The sequence below is a fragment of the Pseudomonas sp. AC239 genome (genome assembly GCF_979258545.1).
Window position 1 is genome coordinate 2,557,831 of sequence record NZ_OZ409864.1, and the last position, 21,342, is coordinate 2,579,172.

Here is a 21,342-nt window from a genome sequence, read left to right on the forward strand (position 1 = left end):
AGCCTGCTCGCGAAAGCGTCAGGTCAGCCAATAGATTTGTAACAGATACACCGCTTTCGCCAGCAGGCTCGCTCCCACAGGGATTTTGGTGTGTCAGGGAACGCAGGGCTGTGAGGGCCGGCAGCAAAACTGCCAGCCCCGTCACAAATCCGCAGGGTCTGATTCGATCATCAAACCCGGTGGGGCTCAGGCGTCGGGCGCCTGATTTTTCGGTGCATCGGATGCATCAACATCATCATCGGTCGCCACTTCACCGTCAGGGTTCAGTGCCGCTTCTTCAGCGGTTTGCTTCTTGCGCTGAAGCTTTTCCTCTTTCTTCTGTTCCTTTGCCAGGTCTCGTTGACGTTTGGCGAAGGAGTAATTGGGTTTGGCCATGGGCGATCCTCTGGGGTCGAAGGTGAGGTTGAGCGGCGCGTATTCTGCCCTGTATCGGTGTCCGGGGGTTAACCGGGTTTCTGGTCGACCCACTTGGGCGTGACGGTCGGCTGCCACTGATCGAGGGCGTCGAGCAGGGAATCTGGCGATTCGCTCACTTGCAGCATGTCACGGTGTGGCGCGCGAACGAAGCCTTCGCCGACGATATGATCGAGAAAAGCCGTGAGTTTGCTGTAGAAACCGTTCACTTCCAGCAGGCCCAAAGGCTTGCCGTGATAGCCGAGCTGGCCCCAGGTCCATACTTCGAACAGTTCTTCCAGCGTGCCGAGGCCGCCGGGCAAGGCGATGAACGCATCGCTGAGTTCGGCCATTCGGGCCTTGCGCGCATGCATGCCGTCGACCACTTCCAGGCGCGTCAGGCTTTTGTGGCCGATCTCCTTGTCCATCAGGCTTTGCGGGATGATGCCGATCACTTCGCCGCCAGCGGCCAGCGCGGCATCAGCAACAATGCCCATCAAGCCGACGGCGCCACCGCCGTAGACCAGCGTCAGATTACGCTCGGCCAGTGCCCGGCCAAGGGCGACGGCGGCTTCGGTATAGGCCGGCACGGTACCGGCGTTGGCACCGCAAAACACACAAACGGATTTCAGCGACATGCGTTACTCCTGGGTCGATCAGGCGCACAGGGTAACGGCTGGCGCGCCGTGCTCCAAGGACTAGACTTCGCGTTCGGGTGATTCAAAAGTACCGCTGGCGCCACAGGCGTAGGCGGCGAGCAAGCTGCACAACAAGCCGTTGAAGAACATGACAGGCACTCCGTTTCAGTAGGTGGGCCGATCATAGGGCTGGCCGAATGAAATGGCCGTTAGATTGTGTCGATGAGTGTCATAGCCTGAAAGTTGTATACAATTTTTGACACAAGTCATAGGAACTTGCGAAGATTTCAGGCAGTCTTTCCACCACTAGTGTTTTTGTTAACCCTGCCTTGGAGATTCACCATGTTTTCCAAAGTTGTTGCGATATCCCTGCTGGCGCTGGCCAGCAGCCAATTGATGGCTGCCGAGTGCAAAACCACCGTTGATTCCACGGATCAGATGTCCTTCAACACCAAGGAAATCGTGATCGACAAGAGCTGCAAGACGTTCACCGTCGAACTGACCCATTCCGGCAGCCTGCCAAAGAACGTCATGGGCCATAACCTGGTGATCAGCAAAGAAGCTGACATGCAGCCAATCGCTACCGACGGCCTGGCAGCCGGAATCGACAAAAACTACCTGAAGGACGGCGACGCACGCATCATCGCCCACACCAAGATCATTGGCGCCAAGGAAACCGATTCGGTGACCTTCGACGTGGCCAAGGTGGCTGACGGTGGCTACGGCTTCTTCTGCTCGTTCCCTGGCCACATTTCGATGATGAAAGGCACCATCGTCGTCAAGTAATCAGGGCCAATGTGGGAGCGAGCCTGCTCGCGAAGAGGCCATCCGCTTCACCGAAAGACTGATGGCCAAAGAAAAAGCCCGCGGAGGATCACTCCTCAGCGGGCTTTTTCATGCCTTTGAAAATCAAGGCGCAAACGGCATCACCCGCTTGTGATGAGTCTTGTTGTACGTATCGACAATGATCTTCGCCGCCTCGTCCCGGACCGTTTCACCGTGCAGGAACGCATCGATCTCGGCATAGGTCACGCCGTGCGCCGCTTCGTCCGGCTTGCCCGGTGACAAGTCTTCGAGGTCAGCCGTCGGCACTTTCTCGACCAGCGTTTCCGGCGCGCCAAAGCTGCGGGCAATGGCGCGCACTTGGTTTTTCACCAGACCGCTGAGCGGGGCGAGGTCGCAGGCGCCATCGCCAAATTTGGTGAAGAAACCCATCACCGCTTCCGCCGCGTGGTCAGTGCCAATCACCAGACCGCCCGCCACCCCGGCAATCGTGTACTGCGCGACCATGCGCATGCGCGCCTTGGTATTGCCCAGCACGAAATCCACCGATGCCGCCGGTTTGCCTTCAAACGCCGACACCTGAGCCGCCAGCGCCTTGACCGCCGGGCCGATGTTCACGGTGTGGATTTCGTCAGGCGCGATGCAATCGAGCGAGGCCTTGGCGTCGTGCTCGTCGAACTGGGTTTCATAGGGCAGGCGCACGGCGATGAATTTGTAGCGGTCGTCGCCGGTTTTCTCGCGAAGTTCACGCACTGCGCGCTGGGCCAGCAGGCCGGCGGTCAGTGAGTCGACGCCGCCGCTGATGCCCAGCACCAGGGTCTTGAGCCCGGAATTGACCAGACAATCCTGGATGAACGACAGGCGTCGGGCGATTTCCGCCTGCAGGGCCTGATCGTCGGCGAACGGTGGTTGCACCTTGAGCTGCTCAGCAATCTCACGCTGTACGGCTTGCATGAATTCACTCCTTGCTAGATAGACTGGATTCGGCAGGAACCTGAAACACATGTCGCAAATAGGCGACGAAATTCGGATCTTTGCAGTGGGTCTTGCCAGGCTCGTCGGAGATCTTCGCCACCGGCTGGCCGTTGCAGGCAGTCATTTTAAGCACGATGCTCATCGGTTCGACACCCGGGATATCACAGGTGAGGTTGGTACCGATGCCGAAGCTCACATTGATGCGACCGTGCAGCGCGCGGAAAATCTCCAACGATTTGGGCAGGGTCAGACTGTCGGAGAACACCAGGGTCTTGCTCATCGGGTCGATGCCAAGCTTGTGGTAGTGCACGATGCACTTCTCACCCCACGCCACCGGGTCCCCGGAATCATGGCGCAGACCGTCGAAGAGCTTAGCGAAAAACAGATCGAAATCGCCAAGAAACGCATCGGTGGTGATGCAATCGGTGAGGGCGATGCCGAGCAGGCCACGGTACTCGCGAACCCAGCAGTCGAGCGCGGCGATCTGGCTGTCGATCAGGCGCGGGCCGAGTTGCTGATGGGCCATGATCCACTCGTGGGCCATGGTGCCCAGCGGTTTCATGTCCAGCTCGCGGGACAGATGCACGTTGCTGGTACCGACGAAACGCCCGGGGAAGTCATGCTTGAGCACGTTGACCACTTCAGCCTGCACGCCAAAGGAAAAGCGCCGGCGCGTGCCGAAATCGGCGACCTGCAGTTGCGACAGCTCATCGGCCGAGGCATTGGCGGTCAGCCAGTCGAACTTGCGATACAGCTGTTCGCGTGCCTGCTCCAGCGAAGTCTCCCGGTAGCGATAGCGGTTGCGCACTTCGCTGACGATCGCCAGCAGCGGCACTTCGTAGAGGATCACATGCAGCCATGGCCCGCGCAGACGGATGAACAGTTCTCCGTTCTCGATGCCGGTGTGCAGGTAGCGCAGGTTAAAGCGGAACAGGCCAAGGAAGCGCAGAAAATCCGGTTTCAGAAAGCTGATGCGCTCGAGAAAACTCAACTGATCGGCACTCAGGCTCAGCTCGGCCAGACGCTCGACCTGATGGCGGATCTCTGCCAGATACGGACGCAGATCCTCGGCGTTGCGGCAGCGGAACTCCCATTCGACTTCGACGTTGGGGTAGTTGTGCAGCACCGCCTGCATCATCGTCAGCTTGTAGAAGTCGGTGTCGAGCAGGTTCTGCACGATGCGATCGGCAAACACACTCTCGCTCATAAACGGGTCTCCAGTTGCGCCGCGCCTGGCGCGGTCTATATCGATGGCGCTAGTGGCGCATATCGGCGGTGGGGATTGCCAGCATTTTTTCAGAGCGCCGCAGATCCACTGTGGGAGCGAGCCTGCTCGCGAATGCGGTGTGTCAGTTAAAGATGATGTGGCTGACCCGACGCTTTGGCGAGCAGGCTCGCTCCCACAGGGATCCCGGTCGACCTCACACCGGGCTATCGATTTGTTCAAGCATCCACTTCACAAAATCCCGCACCTTCGGCACTTCCGCCGCGTGCTCCGGGTAGGCCAGGTAGTAGGCATCGCTGCTGGGCATCGCATGCTGCCAGGGTATGACCAGTTTGCCTTCGGCCAATTCCTCTTCCACCAAAAACCGCGGCAGCAGCGCCACGCCACAACCGACCTGGGCGGCGCGGATGCACATGTAAAAGGTTTCGAAACGCGGCCCGTGGTAGCTGTGTTCGGTGTGGTAGCCCTGGCTGTCGAACCAGTCGTGCCAGGCCTGCGGTCGCGAGGCATTTTGCAGCAGCACCAGATCAGTGAGTTGCGTCGGGTCAGTGAATGGCGCGTCCGGCAGGCTGCCCGGGGCGCAGACCGGTACCAGTTCTTCGCCGAACAATTTCAGGCATTCGGTGCCCGGTCGCGAAGCCTGGCCGAAATAGAAGGCCAGATCGCTGCGCCCCTGCAACAGATCGTCGGCCTCCTGCTCGTTGCATAGATCCAGATGAATCGACGGATGGCGCAGGCGCCAGCCTTTCAGGCGCGGCACCAGCCAACGCGCGCCGAAGGTCGACGGGGTGGAGACGCGCAGGACTTCGGTTTCGCCGCCGTAGGAACGCAGGTAATGCGTCGACATCTCCACTTGGCTGAGGATTTTTCTGACCTCGACCAGATACAAATCCCCGGCCGGTGTCATCTGCAAACGCCGACGCACGCGGCGGAACAGCAAGTGCTGCAACAGCTCTTCAAGCTGTGCGACCTGTTTGCTCACCGCACTCTGGGTCAGGTTCAGCTCTTCAGCGGCGCGGGTAAAACTCAGGTGCCGGGTCACGGCCTCGAAGCATTGCAACGCGGTGATCGAGGGCAAGTGGCGTTTGTTCAGCATGGCCAGTCCTTTTTCTTGTCTTTCTATACGTAGCATGAATAAACGGAATGATATCTGGCGTAAAGGTCGTTTGTTGCATCGCCTTGGTGAGGCTACAACTAAAGGCCTGCCCGGCCATGCGAAGGATGGCCGCACACATTCTGTTTTTGCTTGAGGAGAGACCGATGGTTGCCGCATTGCTTGATCGTCTGGGAGTCAACCCGGCCCTGTACCAGAACGGCAAAGTGCCGGTGCATTCGCCCATCGATGGCAGCCAGATTGCTTCGGTGAACTGGGAAGGCGCTGCCGAAGTCGAGCAGCACATCAGTCGCGCAGATCATGCATTCGAGCACTGGCGCAAGGTGCCGGCGCCGCGTCGCGGTGAGCTGGTGCGCCAGTTCGGTGAAGTGTTGCGCGAGTACAAGGCCGACCTCGGCGAGTTGGTGTCGTGGGAGGCTGGCAAGATCACTCAGGAAGGTTTGGGTGAAGTGCAGGAGATGATCGACATCTGCGATTTCGCCGTCGGCCTGTCGCGCCAGTTGTACGGTCTGACCATCGCCTCCGAGCGCCCGGGTCACCACATGCGCGAAACCTGGCATCCGCTTGGCGTGGTCGGCGTCATCAGCGCGTTCAACTTCCCGGTCGCGGTGTGGGCGTGGAACACTACCCTGGCGCTGGTCTGCGGCAACCCGGTGGTGTGGAAACCTTCGGAGAAAACCCCGCTGACTGCGCTGGCCTGTCAGGCGCTGTTTGATCGCGTGGTGAAGAACTTCAGTGATGCCCCCGCGAGCCTGTGCCAGGTTGTGATCGGCGGTCGTGATGCCGGCGAAGCACTGGTCGATGATCCGCGTGTTGCGCTGATCAGCGCCACCGGCAGCACGCGCATGGGCCGCGAAGTGGCGCCGAAAGTCGCCGCACGTTTCGCTCGCAGCATTCTTGAACTGGGTGGCAACAACGCGATGATCCTCGGCCCGAGCGCCGATCTGGACATGGCGGTGCGCGCGATTCTGTTCAGCGCCGTCGGCACCGCCGGGCAACGCTGCACGACTTTGCGCCGTCTGATCGCCCATGAATCGGTCAAGGAAGAAATCGTCACCCGCCTCAAGGCGGCCTATTCGAAAGTGCGCATCGGCCATCCGCTTGAAGGCAATCTGGTCGGCCCGCTGATCGACAGGCACAGCTTCGAAAACATGCAGGATGCGCTGGAACAGGCACTGAGCGAAGGCGGCCGGGTGTTCGGCGGCAAGCGCCAATTGGAAGAGCAATTCCCCAACGCCTACTACGTATCACCGGCCATCGTGGAAATGCCCGAGCAGAGCGATGTGGTCTGCAGCGAAACCTTCGCGCCGATTCTCTATGTGGTTGGCTACAGCGATTTCGAGGAAGCGCTGCGCCTGAACAACGCCGTGCCGCAAGGCCTGTCGTCGTGCATCTTCACCACCGACGTGCGCGAGGCCGAGCGGTTCATGTCGGCAGTCGGCAGCGACTGCGGCATCGCCAACGTCAACATCGGCCCGAGCGGCGCGGAAATCGGCGGCGCCTTTGGTGGTGAGAAAGAGACCGGCGGCGGCCGTGAGTCCGGCTCCGATGCCTGGCGCGCGTACATGCGCCGGCAGACCAACACCGTCAATTACTCGCTGGAATTGCCGTTGGCGCAGGGCATTACATTCGACTGATGGAGCTTGATGCGATTGTCCTGTGGGAGCGAGCCTGCTCGCGAATGCGTCAGGTCAGTCGACACTGATGTTGGCTGATTTACCGCTTTCGCGAGCAGGCTCGCTCCCACAGGATCTGCACTGTGTTTGTTGGGTTTCTGTTGGAGTCTGGCAATGCCGTTACGCGAAGAATGTCTGTGGGAAACGCTCACGCCACAACGGCCGGATAACACCGCGCTCAAGGGCGAGGTCAAGGTCGATGTCTGCGTGATCGGCGCCGGGTTCACCGGGTTGTCGGCGGCGCTGCATCTGTTGGAAAAAGGCAAAAGCGTTTGCGTGCTGGAAGCGAATCGCGCAGGGCACGGTGGTTCCGGGCGCAACGTCGGGCTGGTCAACGCCGGCCTGTGGATTCCTCCGGACGAGATCGAGGCCGGTTTCGGCGAGGCGGTCGGCAGTCAGCTCAACCGCATGCTCGGTGCGGCGCCGGCGCTGGTGTTCAACCTTGTGGATAAGTACAACATCGATTGCCAGTTGCGCCGCGAAGGCACTTTGCACATGGCTCACAACGCCAAGGGCGAGGCGGATCTGCGCAGTCGCGAGCAGCAGTGGAAGCGCCGTGGCGCGCCGGTCGAATTGCTGACCGGCAAAGCCTGCGAGCAAGCCACCGGTACGCAGAAAATCGCCGCCGCGTTGCTTGATCGCCGTGCCGGCACGCTCAATCCGATGGCCTATGTCACCGGGCTGGCGAATGCCGTGCGCGGGCTCGGCGGGCAGATGTTCGATCATTCGCCGGTGACTCGCCTCGAGCGCGTTGGGCAGAAGTGGTCGGTACAGACCGCCCAGGGTTCGGTGCTCGCCGAGCAAGTGGTCATCGCCTCCAACGCCTACACCGAAGGCGACTGGACCGAACTCAAGCGCAATTTCTTTCCCGGTTATTACTATCAGGTCGCCTCGGTGCCCCTCAGCGAAGACGCCGCTCAAGAAATTCTTCCCGGCGGGCAGGGCTCGTGGGATACCCGTCAGGTATTGAGCAGCATCCGTCGCGACAAGGACGGGCGCCTGTTGCTCGGCAGCCTCGGCAATGGCAATCAGAAACCGACCTGGTTTCTCAAGGCCTGGGCTGATCGGGTGCAGCAGCATTACTTCCCCAATCTGAAGCCGGTCGAGTGGGAATGCACCTGGACCGGGCGCATTGCGTTTACCCCTGATCACCTGATGCGCCTGTTCGAACCGGCGCCGGGCCTGGTGGCCGTCACCGGTTATAACGGTCGCGGCGTCACCACCGGCACGGTGGTCGGCAAAGCTTTCGCCGATTACCTGTGCAACGGCAATCCGCAGGCACTGCCGATTCCCTTCGCACCGATGCAGCCCCTGGCTGGTGTGGGTTTGCGCAGTTGCCTGTACGAGGCCGGATTTTCCCTGTATCACGCGGGCCAGTGCCTGCGCATCGTCATTTGAGTGTTGAAATTTGTTGCCGCAAGCGGCGCTTTTGCATCCAGCGACTAGCCTGTAATGGTGCGGGTTGTAGCAGTCCCGCACCAGCAGTGTGCAGTTCGGTGACGCGGGCTGTTACAGGCTGGTTGCACGTCGTTTGCCGCTGCGGTTGCAATGATGGCGCGCGAGGGTTGCGCCTGTAAAAACAAATGGTTTCACCTTCCGCGGTTTAGACGGTTGCACGCCCAATGAAAATGGGACCGAAACAGTCGAAATAACAACAACGCAGCGACTTTTTGAAGAATAAAAAACCGATGGCACGGGCCTTGCTCTGAGCTTTGAGTGAAGTGAAGTCGCAGTGCCAACTAAAAAAAACCTTGGAGCACCACCTCATGTCCCAGACGTTTTACAAGAAAGGCTTTCTGGCCCTCGCAGTCGCTACTGCGCTGGGTGTTTCTGCGTTTGCTCAAGCCGATATCAAGATCGGTGTAGCGGGTCCGATGACCGGTGCCAACGCGGCATTCGGCGAGCAGTACATGAAGGGTGCACAGGCAGCGGCCGATGCGGTCAACGCGGCGGGCGGCGTCAATGGGGAAAAAATCGTCCTGGTCAAAGGCGATGACGCCTGCGAACCGAAGCAGGCAGTGACGGTCGCCAAGGACCTCACCAACCAGAAAGTCGCCGGCGTGGTCGGGCACTTCTGCTCCTCGTCGACCATTCCAGCATCGGAAATCTACGACGAAGCCGGGATCATCGCGATCACCCCGGGCTCGACCAACCCGCAAGTTACCGAACGCGGTCTCAGCGCCATGTTCCGTATGTGCGGACGTGACGACCAGCAAGGCATCGTCGCCGGCGACTACATCGTCGACATGCTCAAGGGCAAGAAAGTTGTCGTGCTGCATGACAAGGACACCTACGGCCAAGGCCTGGCGGACGCTACCAAGGCTCAGTTGGAAAAACGCGGCGTCAAGCCTGTGCTGTACGAAGGCCTGACCCGTGGCGAGAAAGACTTCAGCACCATCGTCACCAAGATCCGTGGCGCCGGCGCCGATGTCGTCTACTTCGGCGGCCTGCATCCGGAAGCCGGTCCACTGGTTCGCCAGCTGCGTGAGCAAGGCCTGAAAGACGTCAAGTTCATGTCCGACGACGGCATCGTGACCGACGAACTGGTGACCACTGCTGGCGGCCCGCAATTCACCGATGGCGTGCTGATGACCTTCGGCGCCGACCCGCGTCTGCTGCCAGAGAGCAAGACCGTAGTGGACGCGTTCCGCAAGGCCGGCACCGAGCCTGAGGGCTACACCCTGTACGCCTATGCTTCGGTTCAGACCCTGGCGGCAGCGTTCAACGGCGCGAAGAAAAACGACGGCGAAGCCGCTGCCAAGTGGCTGAAGGCCAACCCGGTGAAAACCGTGATGGGCGAGAAGACCTGGGATGCCAAAGGCGACCTGAAAGTCTCCGACTACGTGGTTTACCAGTGGGACAAGGACGGCAAATACCACCAGCTGGAAAAGCAGAAGTAAGGGCTGAAGCGATCATCTGATCACTACCGATCCCCTGTGGGAGCGAGCCTGCTCGCGAAGACGCACTGACAAACAACCTCTGCGTTGAATGTTCAACCGCTTTCGCGAGCAGGCTCGCTCCCACAGAGGGATCAGTGGTGATCGGGCTGATCACGCTCCGACATTGCTCCGACGTACATCTGTATTTTTCCTAGAAGAACCGCGCGCCGATGGCGCGCAGGTTCTCACTGCGTGAGATTGCGTTATGGATGGTATTTTCCTGCAGCAACTGGTCAATGGCCTGACCCTCGGGTCGGTCTATGGCCTGATCGCCATCGGCTACACAATGGTCTACGGCATCATCGGCATGATCAACTTCGCCCACGGCGAGGTTTACATGATTTCCGCTTACCTGGCGGCAATCAGTCTGGCTCTGCTGGCTTACTTCGGTATCGAATCCTTCCCGCTGCTGATGCTCGGCACGCTGATCTTCACCATCGTCGTCACGGCGGTGTATGGCTGGGTCATCGAGCGTGTTGCCTACAAACCCCTGCGTAACTCGACCCGCCTGGCGCCGCTGATCAGCGCCATCGGTATCTCGCTGATTCTGCAGAACTACGCACAGATCGCTCAGGGCGCCAAACAACAGGGTGTGCCTACGCTGCTGACCGGTGCCTGGCGTGTTGAAGTCGGCAGCGGCTTCGTGCAACTGACCTACACCAAAGTCTTCATCCTGATCGCCGCGTTTGTCGGCATGGGGCTGCTGACCTACGTCATCAAATACACCAAGCTCGGCCGCATGTGCCGTGCAACCCAGCAAGACCGCAAGATGGCCTCGATTTTGGGGATCAACACCGATCGGGTGATTTCCTACGTGTTCATCATCGGTGCAGCCATGGCGGCACTGGCCGGTGTGCTGATCACCATGAACTACGGCACGTTCGACTTCTATGCCGGCTTCATCATCGGCATCAAGGCGTTCACCGCAGCGGTGCTTGGCGGCATCGGTTCACTGCCCGGCGCGATGCTCGGCGGGATCATTCTCGGCATCTCCGAGTCGCTGTTCTCCGGTCTGGTCAACTCCGACTACAAAGACGTGTTCAGTTTCTCGCTGCTCGTCCTCGTACTGGTCTTCCGGCCGCAGGGCCTGTTGGGCCGTCCTCTTGTGTCGAAGGTGTAAGCGATGTCTGCAACCACTGAAAAGTCCATCGATATCAAAAAAAGTCTGGTCGAGGCGATTCTTGCCGGCCTGATTGCGCTGATCGTGTTCGGCCCGATTGTCGGGGTGGTCCTCGACGGCTACAGCTTCAACCTCGAAGCGACACGCGTGGCGTGGATCATAGCCATCGTCATGGCCGGTCGCTTTGCGCTCAGCCTGTTCCTGCAAACACCCAAGGGCCTGAAGATCCTCGACGGTTTCGAGAGCACCGGTTCCGGTGTGCACGTGCTGCCGGCGGACTACAAATCGCGGCTGCGCTGGATCATCCCGCTGATTATCGTGCTGGCGATCATCGTGCCGTTCGTATCCAACTCCTACCTGCTCGGCGTGGTCATCCTCGGCTTGATCTACGTGCTGCTGGGGCTGGGGCTGAACATTGTGGTCGGTCTGGCCGGGCTGCTCGATCTGGGTTACGTGGCGTTCTACGCCATAGGCGCCTACGGTCTGGCATTGGGTTATCAATATCTGGGTCTGGGTTTCTGGACCGTGCTGCCGCTGGCGGCGATCACCGCAGGTCTGGCTGGCTGCATTCTCGGTTTTCCTGTGTTGCGTCTGCACGGTGACTACCTGGCGATCGTGACCCTGGGTTTTGGTGAAATCATTCGTCTGGTGCTGAACAACTGGCTGTCGCTGACTGGCGGGCCGAACGGCATGCCGGCGCCACTGCCGACGTTCTTCGGCCTGGAGTTCGGCAAGCGGGCGAAGGATGGCGGAGTACCGTTCCATGAGTTCTTCGGTCTTACCTACAACCCGGACGTGAAGTATTACTTCATTTACGCGGTGCTGTTCCTGGTGGTGCTGGCGGTGCTGTACGTCAAGCATCGGCTGGTGAAAATGCCGGTGGGTCGCGCCTGGGAAGCCCTGCGTGAAGATGAAATCGCCTGCCGCTCGATGGGCCTCAACCATGTGCTGGTCAAGCTCTCGGCGTTCACCATCGGGGCGTCGACGGCGGGTCTGGCCGGGGTGTTCTTCGCCACTTATCAAGGCTTCGTCAACCCGACCTCGTTCACCTTCTTCGAGTCGGCGCTGATCCTCGCCATCGTCGTGCTCGGCGGCATGGGCTCGACCATTGGCGTGGTCATCGCCGCGTTCGTGCTCACCGTCGCTCCGGAACTGCTGCGCGGCTTCGCTGAATACCGCGTGCTGCTGTTCGGCATCCTCATGGTGTTGATGATGATCTGGCGACCACGCGGGCTGATCCGCATCAGCCGCACCGGGGTCAAACCACGCAAAGGTGCCATTCACTACGAGAGGACTGCGCCATGAGTGAAGTCGTACTCTCTGTTGAAAAACTGATGATGCATTTCGGCGGCATCAAGGCCTTGAGCGATGTCAGCCTGAAGGTCAAACGCAATTCGATTTTCGCCCTGATCGGTCCCAATGGCGCCGGCAAGACCACGGTGTTCAACTGCCTGACCGGTTTCTACAAGGCCACGGGCGGCAAGATCGAACTCAATGTGCGCGGCCAGCAGACCAACGTCATCCAGTTGCTGGGCGAGTCGTTCAAACCGACCGATTTCGTTTCGCCGAAATCCTTCCTCAGCCGCCTGTACTACAAGATGTTCGGCGGTACTCACCTGGTGAACCGTGCCGGTCTTGCCCGTACGTTCCAGAACATTCGCCTGTTCAAGGAAATGTCGGTGCTGGAAAACCTGCTGGTCGCGCAGCACATGTGGGTCAACCGCAACATGCTCGCCGGTATTCTCAACACCAAGGGCTATCGCAAGGCCGAGAGCGATGCGCTGGATGTCGCGTTCTACTGGCTGGAAGTGGTCGATCTGGTCGACTGCGCCAACCGTCTCGCCGGTGAACTCTCGTACGGCCAACAACGCCGTCTGGAGATCGCTCGGGCCATGTGCACTCGCCCGCAGATCATCTGCCTCGACGAACCGGCCGCCGGCCTCAATCCTCAGGAAACCGAAGCGCTCAGCGCGATGATCCGACTGCTGCGCGACGAGCACGATCTGACCGTGGTGCTGATCGAACACGACATGGGCATGGTCATGAGCATTTCCGATCACATCGTGGTTCTCGACCACGGCATCGTCATCGCCGAGGGCGGGCCGGAAGCGATCCGCAACGATCCGAAAGTGATCGCAGCCTACCTGGGCGCCGACGAAGAGGAGCTGGTATGAGCCAACCGATCCTCGAACTACGCAATCTGGACGTGTTCTACGGCCCGATCCAAGCGCTCAAAGGCGTTTCACTGCAGATCAACGAAGGCGAGACCGTCAGCCTGATCGGCTCCAACGGTGCCGGCAAGTCGACCTTGCTGATGTCGATCTTCGGCCAGCCACGAGCGGCGGGCGGGCAGATTCTCTATCAGGGCGTCGACATCACACAGAAGTCTTCGCACTACATCGCCTCCAACGGCATTGCGCAGTCGCCGGAAGGGCGGCGGGTGTTCCCCGACATGACCGTTGAGGAAAACCTGCTGATGGGCACTATCCCGATTGGCGACAAGTACGCCAAAGAGGACATGCAGCGCATGTTCGAGCTGTTTCCCCGGCTAGAGGAGCGGCGCAATCAGCGGGCGATGACCATGTCAGGCGGTGAACAGCAGATGCTCGCCATCGCTCGTGCGCTGATGAGCCGGCCTAAGCTGTTGCTGCTCGATGAGCCGAGCCTGGGCCTGGCGCCGATCGTGGTGAAGCAGATTTTTGCGACGCTGCGTGAACTGGCGAAAACCGGGATGACCATTTTCCTCGTCGAGCAGAACGCCAACCACGCGTTGAAGCTGTCGGACCGGGCCTATGTGATGGTCAACGGCGAGATTCGCCTGACCGGCACGGGTAAAGAGTTGCTGGTGAACGAGGAGGTGCGCAACGCCTATCTGGGCGGGCACTGATTTTTCTCGCGGTTGTACACAGCCCCGGCGACGAGCGTCCCGGGGCTTTTTCATTTTTGGAATCCACCACAGTGCCCTGTGGGAGCGAGCCTGCTCGCGAATGCGATGTATCAGTCAACTCATTCTATGGATGCGCCATTCGCGAGCAGGTAAATTATGTAATTCGCACAATTGTGGAAAACAAATTCCCCAAGCTGCCAAAGCGCGACATATAGACGCTGCAAATGGCTGTTTTTCCACAGTTTTGACTTGTCCCCGGTTACTGTGGAGCTGGCTGTGAATAACATGGGTGTATATGGTTGAAGGCCTTGTAATACGTGGCCTCCAGGCTTGTGATTGTTTTTTGATCAGGCATTTTTCCGGGAGTGAGCGCTGTGGTTGTCAACCTTTTTCTGGGGAACAAAGACGTAGTCATTCCATGTCGGCAATCCTGTGGATAAGTCTGTGACTAAACTCTGGAAAGACCTCGCTGAGGGCCGTATTTGCTGGCCTCGCGCAATCACCCGGTTGCACCGCCCGTCGTGCAAAATGCCCTGTCCCGCACATCCCCCGCCTCACCGTCAAGCAAAAAACTTTCCATTTCGGGCGCAAAGCCTTGTGTGGCGCGGCTTTGCACGGTTGCACTTGCCCCCGGAAACTGTGGAGCAGACTGTGGATAACATGCGTGCACATGGCCGCAGGCCACGCTGGCTATGGCCTTGGCAGGTCTGGTTGATTTTTGTACAGCTGGCAGGTGTTGCCCGTATCCGCGAGGGCGGGCATGCTGCCTGCTGATTTTCTATTTCAAGGGCTGCCGTGGTGGCCGAAGCAAGGAGAACACGATGTCCGACACCCTGTTTATCACCGGCGCGACGTCCGGTTTTGGTGAAGCCTGTGCCCGTCGTTTTGCCGAGGCTGGCTGGAAGCTGGTCCTGACCGGCCGTCGTGATGTACGCCTCAATGCCCTGTGCGCCGAACTGTCGAAGCAGACCGAAGTGCACGGTCTGGTCCTCGATGTCCGCGATCGCAAGGCGATGGAAGAGGCGATCGCCAACCTGCCGCCGTCGTTCGCCAGACTCCGGGGCCTGATTAACAACGCCGGCCTGGCGCTGGGTGTCGACCCAGCGCCGAAATGCGATCTGGATGACTGGGACACCATGGTCGACACCAACGTCAAAGGCCTGATGTACGCCACCCGCCTGCTATTGCCACGGCTGATCGCCTACGGCCGCGGCGCCGGTATCGTCAACCTCGGCTCCATCGCCGGTAATTACCCGTACCCGGGCAGCCACGTGTACGGCGCGACCAAAGCCTTCGTCAAACAGTTCTCGCTGAACCTGCGTTGCGATTTGCAGGGCACTGGTGTGCGGGTCAGCAACATCGAACCCGGCCTGTGCGAAAGCGAGTTCTCGCTGGTGCGTTTTGCTGGTGATCAGGAACGCTACAACGCCACTTACGCCGGCGCCGAGCCGATCCAGCCGCAGGACATCGCCGAGACGATTTTCTGGGTGATGAACACCCCGGCGCACATCAACATCAACAGCCTGGAACTGATGCCCGTAAGCCAGACCTGGGCCGGGTTTGCCATCGAGCGTAACAAGGCTTGATACCGCGCTGAGGCCATTCGCGAGCCGGCTCGCTCCCACATTTTCAAGTGCGGTGCCTGTGGGAGCGAGCCTGCTCGCGAAGAGGCCGGCACAGGCAAACCAGTCGATAAGCTAAACTCCGCACTCAACCAGCCCACTGCATTCGGCGGTGTGCAAGGTTTCACGAGGCGTTCAAGTGAGTAACCGAGGTGAGCAGGCACTGCTCAAACAATCGACGCTGCTGATGCTGGCGGTGTCGATTGCCGGAATCGTCACCGGTTTTGTTTCAGGTTCGCAATCCATCCTGTTCGATGGTTTTTTCTCGCTGATCGCGACATTTATCAAAATCCTGATGCTGATCACCGCCCGGTTGATCGCCAAGCAAAGCAATCAGCGTTTCCAGTTCGGCTTCTGGCATCTGGAGCCGATGGTGCTGCTGATCGAAGGCAGCTTCCTGCTGTTGATCGCCATCTACGCCTTTCTCAACGGCGTGTTTGGCCTCATCAATGGTGGCCGTGATATCGAGTTGGGTCTGGTGATCGTCTATGCGGCGGTGTTTACCGTCGTCGAGTTTGCCTACTTCTTCTACGTGCGCCGGCGTAATCGCAAGCTTAAATCCAGCCTGATCCAGTTCGACAACATCAGTTGGCTGGTCGACGCGATGCTCTCAGTGGGCCTGCTGATCAGTTTCCTTGCCGCGCTGCTGCTCAAGTCCCAGGGCTATGGCGAGTGGGCGGTGTATGTCGACCCACTGATCCTCATCGTGCTGGCCCTGACCATGCTGCCCCCGGCGTTGAAGATCCTCGGCCCGGCCTTGCATGATGTGCTGGGTATTGCCCCGGACACGCTGGATGAGCAGGTACGGCAGGTGATGGAGCTGGCAAAGGTCGAGCATGGTTTCGACGATTACGTGTCCTACGTGCAAAAGCACGGTCGGGCGCGGTTCATCGAAATTCATGTGGTGTTGCCGGCGGATTATCCGCTGCGCGATGTCGCGCAGCTGGACGCGCTACGTGAGCAGATATCGGCGCAGTTGGGCGAGCCGGATGCGGCGCGCTGGTTGACGATCAGCTTCACCGGGGACAAGAAGTGGATTGCTTGATCTGATCCGGATATCTGCTGAGAACACAGTTGTGGCGAGGGGATTTATTGTGGCGAGGGGATTTATCCCCGTTGGGGCACGCAGCGGCCCCGCTCTTTTCAGGGCCGCTATGCGCCCCACCGGGGATAAATCCCCTCGCCACAGTAATCCTCTAGCCCCAAAATCCTGCTTTGCACAGGTCAGCGAAGATATTCAGCCAAACCGTGGTAGCAGGTCGCCAAATGATAAGGCGTGGTCGATGGCATGTCCTTGCGGCTGACTTCACCATTTTCATCCCGGCACTCATGCCAGCCGCCGGCATGCAGAAACCGCTGCTGCAGCGCTTGCAACTGGCGCAGCACCACCGCTTCGCTATCGGCGCGCAAGGTCAGCGCACGCAGGTATTCGGCCTGAGCCCAGATGCGCTGGGTCGAATCCCTTGGACGGCCATTGCTTTCCAGATCAAGCATCGCCCGCACCGCGCCGCAGGACACCAATACGCCGTACTGCTCGGTAAAGGCAAATGCCCGATCCAGCGCCCGATGCAGTTTCGAACCGCGTAACAGCGGCGACGATTCGAGCAGGAAATACCATTCGAACTGATGCCCTGGCTCGTACCAGTTATCCACAGCACCCAGCGGCTTCTCCATCAACACGCCGTATTGCGGATCGACGAATTGCTTGTGCATGGCTGTGCCTAACTCAAGCAGGGCTTTGTGCGTCTGCGGGTCCTCGCGCACCGCAAGGGTCGCCAGAAAGGCTTCGGCCAGATGCATCAGCGGGTTCTGCAGCGGGCCGGTTTGCAGGGTGAGCCAGTCACGCTCCAGGCAGGCTTCGTACAAACCGTCGCCGGTGGCAAAACGGCGGCCGATGATTTCCAGCGCGGCGTTGAGTGTCGATTCGGCCAGCGAATCCCGGGACTTGCCCCAGTAATGCGCGCAGGCAAACAGAATGAAGGCGTGAGTGTAGAGATCCTTGCGCTGATCCAGCGGCTTGCCCTGTGCGTCGATGCTGTAGAACCAGCCGCCGTGTTCGGCATCATGGAAATGCCGTTGCAGGGAACGGAACAGCGCGGCGGCGCGGACTTCGGCGTTATCCACAACCCCGATCAGGCTGGAGAACAGATACAGCTGCCGTGCGCAGGCCATCGCCCGATAGCGCTGCACTGGCAACGGCTGGTGTGTAGCGTCCAGCGCCTCATAGGGCAACGCCATGTCGGCATTCCAGCCCGGGCCTTGCCACAGCGGCACGATCACGTCGAGGAAGTGCTGCTGCACTTGGCCAAACAGGGCGGTCAATTCGGGCAGGGCGGTGGAGCGGGAAGCGTGGGGCATGGGCGGGCGTCACGGGCTGGGGCGATTGCGCGACATGGTAGCAGAGAGGCAGCCTTTAAAGGTTTGGTGTCTGATCGGCCGTCATCGCTGGCAAGCCAGCTCCCACATGGAAATTGGGTGTCCACACAATTGTGGACTTATCCAATAACCTGTGGGAGCTGGCTTGCCAGCGATGAGGCCGGCTCAGGCGATAGAGATTAGCCTGCCAGCAACCACACCCCAGTCGCCGCCGAAGCCGCACCCGCCAACCGCACCAGCGGCGCCGCTGCCTGCGGAAGAACTCGCACCACGCCATAACCGAGCGCATGCAAAACCGCTGTCGCCGCGACGAACCCGGTCGCATACGCCCACGGGCTGCTCATTTCCGGCAACTCCAGCCCATGCGCCACGCCATGGAACAGCGCAAACAGCGCCGTTGCTGCCACCGCCATCATCAGCGGCGGACGCACCGCCAGTGCCACGGCCAGGCCCAGCGCCAATACCGAGGCGGCAATCCCGCTTTCCAGCGCCGGCAACTCCAGCCCTTCAAAACCGAGCAGACCGCCCAGCAGCATGGTGCCGACAAAGGTGCACGGCAGCGCCCAACGCGCCGCGCCTTGTTGCTGCGCCGCCCATAAACCGACGGCGAGCATTGCCAGCAAATGGTCGAGCCCACCGATCGGGTGGCTGATGCCCGCGACGAGGCCGCTGTCGCCATGCCCCGGATGAGCGAACGCCAGTGCCGGTGTCAGCAGCAACGCCAGAGCGCCAAGAATGCGTTTGAGTGTCATGGATAAGCTTCCTTGTTGATAAGTGGATCAGGCGGCGGTCAGCAGGCCCTGACGTTCGATGAAGGCGATGATTTCCTCGAGGCCCTGACCAGTTTTCTGGTTGCTGAACACGAACGGCTTGCCGTTGCGCATGCGTTTGGTGTCGCTGTCCATCATTTCCAGCGAAGCGCCCACCAGAGGCGCCAGGTCGATCTTGTTGATCACCAGCAGGTCGGACTTGCAGATTCCCGGCCCGCCCTTGCGCGGCAGCTTGTCGCCGGCGGAAACGTCGATCACGTAGATCGTCAGGTCGGAAAGCTCAGGACTGAACGTTGCCGAAAGGTTGTCGCCGCCGGACTCGACCAGAATCAGATCCAGGCCCGGAAAGCGCCGGTTCAGTTGATCGACCGCTTCGAGGTTGATCGAGGCGTCTTCGCGGATCGCCGTGTGCGGGCAGCCGCCGGTTTCCACGCCGATGATCCGCTCCGGCGCGAGGGCTTCGTTGCGCACCAGAAAGTCGGCGTCTTCGCGGGTGTAGATATCGTTGGTGACCACGGCGAGGTTGTAGCGCTCGCGCAGGGCCAGGCACAGGGCCAAAGTCAGCGCGGTCTTGCCGGAACCGACCGGGCCGCCGATGCCGACGCGCAGAGGTTGGGTATCCATATCATTCTCCAAAAATAAACAGGCCTAAGAGCGGAAGAGACGGCTGTACTGGCGCTCGTGGGCCATGCACGCCAGGGACAGGCCGAATGCGGCACTGCCGATGTGTTCGGGATTTATGCGGGTCGCGTCGTGCTGCGCCTGTTGCAACAGCGGCAGCAGTTCGCTGGTCAGGCGCTGGGCGGCTTGCTGGCCCAGCGGCAGGGTTTTCATCAACACGGCGAGCTGGTTTTCCAGCCAGCTCCACAGCCACGCAGCAAGAGCATCCTGCGGGCTGATGCCCCAGGCCCGTGCTGCCAGTGCCCAGCACAAGGCCAGATGCGGTTCGCTGATCTGTCCGAGAAAGTCGCGAGACGGCGTGTCGAGTTCCGGTAAACCGTTGAGCAGTTGCTGCAACGAGTAGCCCATCTGCCGGCTCTCCAGATGCAGCTCATGGGTTTCGCGGCTGGCACGGTGGCTCTCGCAGAGTTGCCGTAGTTCGGTCCAGTTTTCTTTTGCTGCGGCTTGGCAATGCGCCAACAGTAGTGGCGCTTCGAAACGGGCGAGATTGAGCAGCAGTTGATCGCTGATCCACCGGCGGGCGCTGTCCGGATTGTTTACCCGGCCGTTATCCACCGCCATTTCCAGGCCTTGGGAATAGCTGTAGCCGCCAATCGGCAGTTGCGGACTGGCCAGACGCAGCAGCGCCCAGGCCGGATTCACAGGCGCACGCCGAACTGGTGGAGTTTCGGTGCGTAGTTGAAGTCTTCGTCACCGTGGCGGGAATGATGATGGCCGCCGCCATAAGCGCCGTGTTCCGGCTGGAACGGCGCTTCGATGGCTTCGACTTGTGCGCCGAGCTGCTCGAGCATGGCCTTGAGCACGTAATCGTCGAGCAGGCGCAACCAGCCATCGCCGACTTGCAGGGCGACATGGCGGTTGCCGAGGTGGTAGGCCGCGCGGGTCAGTTCGAACGCATTGGCGCACGTGACATGGAGCAGTTGTTCGGGACGGGCGCAGACGCGCACCACACGGCCGTCTTCGGCCTGCAGGCATTCGCCGTCATACAGCGGTTGCTGGCCGCGCTCCAAAAACAACCCGACGTCTTCGCCTACGGCACTGAAACAGCGCAAACGGCTTTTGCTGCGCGCTTCGAAGGTCAGGTGCAACTCAGCGGCCCAGACGGGTTGAGGGTCGATTCTGCGATGAATCACCAGCATCGGAAAGCTTCCAGCAATGAACGTTGATTGGGCTAGAGCAAGCGCCGCGCCAATCGGGCGATGTGTAGGAAATAGCTGTCGGCGCGTGCCTGATCTTTCAACAGGCGCGGTGATTCTGGAAGGTTTTGGTGCATGAAGGATTTGTCATGCACCAAATCGATGCCGTGACGGATGTTCAATGTGGGAGCGAGCCTGCTCGCGAATGCGCAGTGTCAGCCAAGATGTACGCAGCTGACCCAGCGCTTTCGCGAGCAGGCTCACTCCCAGAGGGGGCTTTGCGCTGTGCCAGATAAAGAGGGGATTACTCGGTACTGCCCAGCCCTTGCCAGTGCTTGAGGCCGATGAAGATGAAGCGCAGTTGCTGGGTGATCTTCGCCTGCGGGGTCAGATGCTCGGGCAAGGCTTCGGCGGGCGGGTCGATAATGTCGGGGAGGGTGGCGAACACCGATTTGACGATCAGGTCGGCCATCACGCTGAGCCCGGCGATGTCCAGATGTTGCAGCTTGGGCATCAGCGCCAGGTCCGCCGCCAGGTCGGCGCTGATGTTCTCGCGCAATCGGCCAATCGCCTGGCGCACCGGCAGCGAGCCGCCGTATTGTTCGCGGGCAAGAAACAGGAATTGCGAGCGATTGGCGTTGACCACATCGAGGAAGATGCGCACCGAGGCATCGATGATGCCGCCCATGACGAACTCGTTGTGACGCACCAGGCGGATGGTCTCGCGGAAGGTCTGACCGACTTCACTGACCAGCACCAGCCCCAACTCGTCCATATCGGCAAAATGACGGTAGAAACCGGTGGGCACGATGCCGGCGGTCTTGCTCACTTCGCGCAGGCTCAGGCTGCCGAATCCTCGGCCGCTTTCCATCAGGTGGCGGGCAGCGTCCATCAAGGCGTTGCGGGTCTGTTGTTTCTGTTCGGCGCGGGGCAGCATCGCAGGGTGTGTTCTTCGGCAGGACAAGCGCCGCACTCTAGCAAATCGGCTTTGTCGGCGTCGAACGGGG

Annotated in this window: 21 protein-coding genes; 10 read left to right on the forward strand and 11 right to left on the reverse strand. The window is 60.2% G+C overall.

The annotated features are described in order from the left end of the window. Window positions 1-186 precede the first annotated feature (186 nt). Together ACZ0AZ_RS11650 and ACZ0AZ_RS11655 are read right to left on the reverse strand one after the other, a co-directional pair. Window positions 187-375 carry a hypothetical protein gene (locus tag ACZ0AZ_RS11650; RefSeq protein ID WP_463537412.1) on the reverse strand — a complete coding sequence of 63 codons (189 nt, stop codon included), beginning with the start codon at window positions 373-375 and terminating at the stop codon, window positions 187-189. Between the two features lie 68 nt (window positions 376-443). Continuing rightward, a complete protein-coding gene (locus tag ACZ0AZ_RS11655) occupies window positions 444-1,031 on the reverse strand; it encodes an LOG family protein (RefSeq protein ID WP_024011379.1) in 588 nt (195 codons plus the stop codon). 342 nt (window positions 1,032-1,373) lie between these two features. On the opposite strand from ACZ0AZ_RS11655, the gene azu reads away from it, so the two are divergent. After that, window positions 1,374-1,817, forward strand: coding sequence for an azurin (gene azu / locus ACZ0AZ_RS11660; protein ID WP_463537413.1), 444 nt, complete (start codon window positions 1,374-1,376; stop codon window positions 1,815-1,817). Between the two features lie 123 nt (window positions 1,818-1,940). On the opposite strand, the gene nadE is transcribed toward azu, so the two are convergent. From nadE to ACZ0AZ_RS11675, 3 genes are all read right to left on the reverse strand, one after another. Then, window positions 1,941-2,768 (reverse strand): ammonia-dependent NAD(+) synthetase, encoded by an 828-nt coding sequence (gene nadE, locus ACZ0AZ_RS11665; protein ID WP_039756923.1) that lies wholly within the window; start codon window positions 2,766-2,768, stop codon window positions 1,941-1,943. Between the two features lie 4 nt (window positions 2,769-2,772). Further along, window positions 2,773-3,996, reverse strand: a complete 1,224-nt coding sequence (gene pncB / locus ACZ0AZ_RS11670) for a nicotinate phosphoribosyltransferase (protein ID WP_463537414.1) — start codon at window positions 3,994-3,996, stop codon at window positions 2,773-2,775. Between the two features lie 214 nt (window positions 3,997-4,210). Further along, window positions 4,211-5,110 carry a LysR family transcriptional regulator gene (locus tag ACZ0AZ_RS11675; RefSeq protein WP_129998172.1) on the reverse strand — a complete coding sequence of 300 codons (900 nt, stop codon included), beginning with the start codon at window positions 5,108-5,110 and terminating at the stop codon, window positions 4,211-4,213. A gap of 164 nt (window positions 5,111-5,274) precedes the next feature. Between ACZ0AZ_RS11675 and amaB the strand changes: the two genes are divergently transcribed. From amaB to ACZ0AZ_RS11720, 9 genes are all read left to right on the forward strand, one after another. After that, window positions 5,275-6,765 (forward strand): L-piperidine-6-carboxylate dehydrogenase, encoded by a 1,491-nt coding sequence (amaB, locus tag ACZ0AZ_RS11680; RefSeq protein ID WP_039756941.1) that lies wholly within the window; start codon window positions 5,275-5,277, stop codon window positions 6,763-6,765. A 153-nt stretch (window positions 6,766-6,918) separates the two neighbouring features. Continuing rightward, entirely contained in the window at window positions 6,919-8,202 is a 1,284-nt protein-coding gene (gene amaA / locus ACZ0AZ_RS11685; protein ID WP_039756943.1) for an L-pipecolate oxidase, read from the forward strand. A 368-nt stretch (window positions 8,203-8,570) separates the two neighbouring features. Then, window positions 8,571-9,704, forward strand: coding sequence for an ABC transporter substrate-binding protein (locus ACZ0AZ_RS11690; protein ID WP_041480713.1), 1,134 nt, complete (start codon window positions 8,571-8,573; stop codon window positions 9,702-9,704). Between the two features lie 244 nt (window positions 9,705-9,948). Then, window positions 9,949-10,863 carry an ABC transporter permease subunit gene (locus tag ACZ0AZ_RS11695; protein WP_039756948.1) on the forward strand — a complete coding sequence of 305 codons (915 nt, stop codon included), beginning with the start codon at window positions 9,949-9,951 and terminating at the stop codon, window positions 10,861-10,863. A 3-nt stretch (window positions 10,864-10,866) separates the two neighbouring features. Then, the gene (gene livM, locus ACZ0AZ_RS11700; protein ID WP_024011385.1) at window positions 10,867-12,168 is read left to right on the forward strand and encodes a high-affinity branched-chain amino acid ABC transporter permease LivM; all 1,302 of its coding nucleotides are present in this window, start codon (window positions 10,867-10,869) and stop codon (window positions 12,166-12,168) included. Continuing rightward, complete coding sequence (locus ACZ0AZ_RS11705) at window positions 12,165-13,037, forward strand: ABC transporter ATP-binding protein (protein ID WP_101157697.1); 873 nt, start codon at window positions 12,165-12,167, stop codon at window positions 13,035-13,037. The genes livM and ACZ0AZ_RS11705 overlap by 4 nt, the downstream gene beginning before the upstream one ends. Continuing rightward, window positions 13,034-13,750: an ABC transporter ATP-binding protein gene (locus tag ACZ0AZ_RS11710; RefSeq protein WP_016771915.1), complete on the forward strand. Its 717-nt coding sequence runs from the start codon at window positions 13,034-13,036 to the stop codon at window positions 13,748-13,750. Before ACZ0AZ_RS11705 ends, ACZ0AZ_RS11710 begins: the two co-directional genes overlap by 4 nt. Before the next feature lie 821 nt (window positions 13,751-14,571). Then, window positions 14,572-15,336 carry an SDR family oxidoreductase gene (locus ACZ0AZ_RS11715; RefSeq protein ID WP_129998170.1) on the forward strand — a complete coding sequence of 255 codons (765 nt, stop codon included), beginning with the start codon at window positions 14,572-14,574 and terminating at the stop codon, window positions 15,334-15,336. Between the two features lie 175 nt (window positions 15,337-15,511). Next, the gene (locus ACZ0AZ_RS11720) at window positions 15,512-16,417 is read left to right on the forward strand and encodes a cation diffusion facilitator family transporter (RefSeq protein WP_039756953.1); all 906 of its coding nucleotides are present in this window, start codon (window positions 15,512-15,514) and stop codon (window positions 16,415-16,417) included. A gap of 179 nt (window positions 16,418-16,596) precedes the next feature. Here ACZ0AZ_RS11720 and ACZ0AZ_RS11725 read toward each other — a convergent pair whose 3' ends face one another. The 6 genes from ACZ0AZ_RS11725 to ACZ0AZ_RS11750 all read right to left on the reverse strand — a co-directional run bounded on the left by ACZ0AZ_RS11725 (window position 16,597) and on the right by ACZ0AZ_RS11750 (window position 21,272). Next, complete coding sequence (locus ACZ0AZ_RS11725) at window positions 16,597-17,730, reverse strand: AGE family epimerase/isomerase (RefSeq protein ID WP_463537415.1); 1,134 nt, start codon at window positions 17,728-17,730, stop codon at window positions 16,597-16,599. Window positions 17,731-17,927: 197 nt separating this feature from the next. After that, entirely contained in the window at window positions 17,928-18,500 is a 573-nt protein-coding gene (locus ACZ0AZ_RS11730) for a HupE/UreJ family protein (RefSeq protein ID WP_463537416.1), read from the reverse strand. Between the two features lie 27 nt (window positions 18,501-18,527). Continuing rightward, complete coding sequence (gene ureG / locus ACZ0AZ_RS11735) at window positions 18,528-19,142, reverse strand: urease accessory protein UreG (RefSeq protein ID WP_016771910.1); 615 nt, start codon at window positions 19,140-19,142, stop codon at window positions 18,528-18,530. A 24-nt stretch (window positions 19,143-19,166) separates the two neighbouring features. Further along, complete coding sequence (locus ACZ0AZ_RS11740; protein ID WP_310403864.1) at window positions 19,167-19,841, reverse strand: urease accessory protein UreF; 675 nt, start codon at window positions 19,839-19,841, stop codon at window positions 19,167-19,169. Beyond that, window positions 19,838-20,338, reverse strand: coding sequence for an urease accessory protein UreE (gene ureE / locus ACZ0AZ_RS11745; protein ID WP_129998165.1), 501 nt, complete (start codon window positions 20,336-20,338; stop codon window positions 19,838-19,840). The genes ACZ0AZ_RS11740 and ureE overlap by 4 nt, the downstream gene beginning before the upstream one ends. Window positions 20,339-20,639: 301 nt before the next feature. Further along, window positions 20,640-21,272, reverse strand: a complete 633-nt coding sequence (locus ACZ0AZ_RS11750; RefSeq protein ID WP_039756961.1) for a TetR family transcriptional regulator — start codon at window positions 21,270-21,272, stop codon at window positions 20,640-20,642. Between the last annotated feature and the right edge of the window lie 70 nt (window positions 21,273-21,342).